This window comes from Nonomuraea sp. NPDC049784 (assembly GCF_040659615.1).
Lineage (GTDB): Bacteria > Actinomycetota > Actinomycetes > Streptosporangiales > Streptosporangiaceae > Nonomuraea.
Map to the genome: position 1 here is coordinate 1 of NZ_JBFAMX010000945.1, position 2,839 is coordinate 2,839.

A 2,839-nucleotide genomic window follows, 5' to 3' on the forward strand; every position below is an offset into this window, starting at 1 on the left:
GGCCGCAGGCTGCGCCCGGCGCGGACCCTGGCGACGTGGCCGCGCCAGGTCTGCTCGTCCCATTGCCAGGGCTGCTGTTCTGTCATGGTGGGGGTATCTCCGTTCGTGCGGCGGGGGTGGGGACCCAGGCGCGTTTGAGCGTGGTGAGCTGGAGGGTGACGTCGGCGGCGCGCAGGCCGGGCAGGGCGCCGACGTCGTCGGTGAGGTAGCGGAACAGGTCGCCGTAGTGGCGCAGCGCCACCTGCCCGGCGAGGTTGAAGCGTCCGGTGGTGGCCGACAGGTAGCGGGTCGAGGGGTGTCCTGCCAGCTGCTGCCCGGCCTGTTCGAGCAGCCCCGGTTCGACCTCCAGCCACAACATGAACTCCACGGCGAACCCGAGCACCTCGGGCTCGGCCAGCGTGCGGAAGCGCAGGCAGCCGCGGCGCACGAGCGACTCGACCCGCCGTTTCGCGGTCGACTCGCTGCTGCCGACGGCCTGGGCGAGCGCCTTGTACGACATGCGGCCGTCCCGGCCCAGCGCCTCGACGATCGTCAGCTCCAGCTCGTTCAGCCGCTCCGGCAGGCCCTCCCTGAACCGGTCCTCGAACGGCATCTCGGCCGCGTCACGCAGTTCGGCGGTGGCCTGGGGGTCGAGCACGCCGGGGTTCCAGTCGTGGTTGGAGACGAAGGTGCGGATGACGGCGTGCGTCTCGCTCTCGGTGACGTGGCCGTGGCCGGGCACGTCGGCGACCATCACCCGGCCGATGGCGGCGTGGGTTGGCACGACGAACTCGGCCACGCAGTCGGCGCTGCCGGACACCACCGCGACGAACCTCGCCTCGGGCCGGGCCGCGATGGCCGCGGCGACCTCGTACGTGCTGCCGGGCCTGCACCGGAACCGGCTGAGCACCGGCACGCCGATGCCGCAGCGCAGCACGTCGACGACGCCGATGACGCGCAGCAGCCCGCTGTCGCCGAGTACGGCGGCGCGGCGGACCACGGTGGACTCGCTCGCGCCGACGAGCCGGGCGATCAGGCTCCAGGGGGCTCGCCCGTTCAGCTGGAGCGCCGCGACGATCGCGCGGTCCAGCTCATCGGTCTCGACGCCATCTTGCATGCACTACATCGTTACTGGTGGAATCCTGCGAATGCAAGTAAAAGATGACGTTATCCGCTGATTTCCCACTATGCCTCGGGGAACCCGCCGTCCGGGGTTGCGGTGCCTTGGGAGAGGGGGCGGAGCGGGGCGCCTGTGGGGACGGTCAGGGGATGCGTGAGCCGAACAGCACCGCCGCCCCCGCCACCAGCAGCCCGGCCACGATCGCGGCCACGATGAACCACTGGGTGATCTCCTGGTTGACCAGCTTGTAGCCGAGCGAGGTGCCGATCTGCTCGTAGACCTCGCGCAGCTCGCTGCCGGACTCGGCCGCGTAGGCCCGGCCGCTGGTGCCGTCGGACAGCGACTGCAGGGTCTGCTTGTTGACCGGCACGTTCACCGGCCTGCCGTCGATGTTGACGGTGCCTTCCTGGGTGCCGTACGCGATCGTGGAGACCGGCACGCGGGCCTGCTGGGCCGCGTCGATGGCCTCGTTCACCGATCTGCCCGAGGTGTTGTCGCCGTCGGAGAGCAGCACGATCGCGGCCGGCGGCGGGTCCGTGGCGGCCTGCTGGTCGAACGAGCGCAGGGAGTCGAGGGAGTTGAAGACGGCCTCGCCGATCGCGGTGCCAGGGCGGGTGGTGAGGGTGCTGAGGGCGGTGACCACGGCCTGGTGGTCGGTGGTGGGCGAGATGACGACGTTGGCGGAGCGGGCGAAGGACACCACGCCGACGTTGAAGCGGTCGGGCAGCTCCCTGACGAACGCCTGCGCGGCGGCCTTGGCGGCGCTGATGCGATCCGGCTGGACGTCGTCGGCGTCCATGGACAGCGACACGTCCAGCGCGATCATGATGGTGGCGCGGTCGCGCGGCACGCGTACCTGGTCGGCGGGTTTGGCCGCGCCGACGACCAGGAGCGCCATCATGGCGAGGAACAGCGCTGGCGCGACGTGGCGGCGCCAGCCGGGCCCCGCGGGGGCGACCAGGTTGAGCAGGGCCAGGTTCGTGAAGCGCACGGTGTAGCGGCGGCGGGCGAACATCGACGCGATGTACCCGGCCACCAGCAGCCCCACCAGCAGGAACAGCCACAACCACCCGGGGGCCAAAAATGTCACGTGGGTCTCCTGTGGGCGAGGTGGCTCATGCGGCGCTGGCGCAGGACGAACTGTGCCACGTCGAACACCCAGTCCCGGTCGGTACGCAGCACCAGGTGTGCGATGCCGGCGCGGCGCAGCGCCACGCGGGTGCCCTCGCGCTGCAGGGCGGCCGCCTCCGCGTATGCTTGCCGAACCTTGGGTGAAAGATGCACTTCGCGTACGTTCCCGGTCTCGGGGTCCGTGAACGCTACCCGGCCCACGTCCGGCAGCTCAAGCTCGCGCGGGTCGATCACCTCCACGGCCAGCACCTGGTGGCGGGCCGCCAGCCGCCTGATGGGCCGCTCCCAAGGATGTTCGGCGTCAAGGTCGAGGGTGGGGTGGGCGTCGAGGAAGTCGGAGACGATCAGCCGCACGCCGCGCCGCCTGCGGCTGGCCGACAGCACCTCGATGCCCTCGGCCAGGTCGGGCGCGTCGGGCACGATCCGGCCGCGTGGGGCGTCCATGAGCGAGTGCAGCAGCCCGTAGAGGGCGGGGCGGCCGGTACGGGCGGGCATGCGGTGCACGTACTCGTCGTGCAGCACCAGCGCGCCGAACCGGTCGCCCATCCTGCTCGACAGGAACCCGATCGCGCCGACGGCCGCCACCACCAGGTCGCGCTTGTCGGTGTC

The 2,839-nt window shown here is 71.4% G+C and carries 3 protein-coding genes; all 3 read right to left on the reverse strand.

Translation table 11 applies throughout. The annotated features are described in order from the left end of the window. Positions 1-82: 82 nt before the first annotated feature. Positions 83-1,096, reverse strand: coding sequence for an Lrp/AsnC family transcriptional regulator (locus AB0J09_RS61450; protein WP_360713309.1), 1,014 nt, complete (start codon positions 1,094-1,096; stop codon positions 83-85). 145 nt (positions 1,097-1,241) lie between these two features. After that, a complete protein-coding gene (locus AB0J09_RS61455) occupies positions 1,242-2,189 on the reverse strand; it encodes a VWA domain-containing protein (protein ID WP_360713311.1) in 948 nt (315 codons plus the stop codon). Next, on the reverse strand, positions 2,186-2,839 hold a 654-nt coding region (locus tag AB0J09_RS61460; RefSeq protein ID WP_360713312.1), incomplete at its 5' end, for a DUF58 domain-containing protein. The genes AB0J09_RS61455 and AB0J09_RS61460, both read right to left, overlap by 4 nt.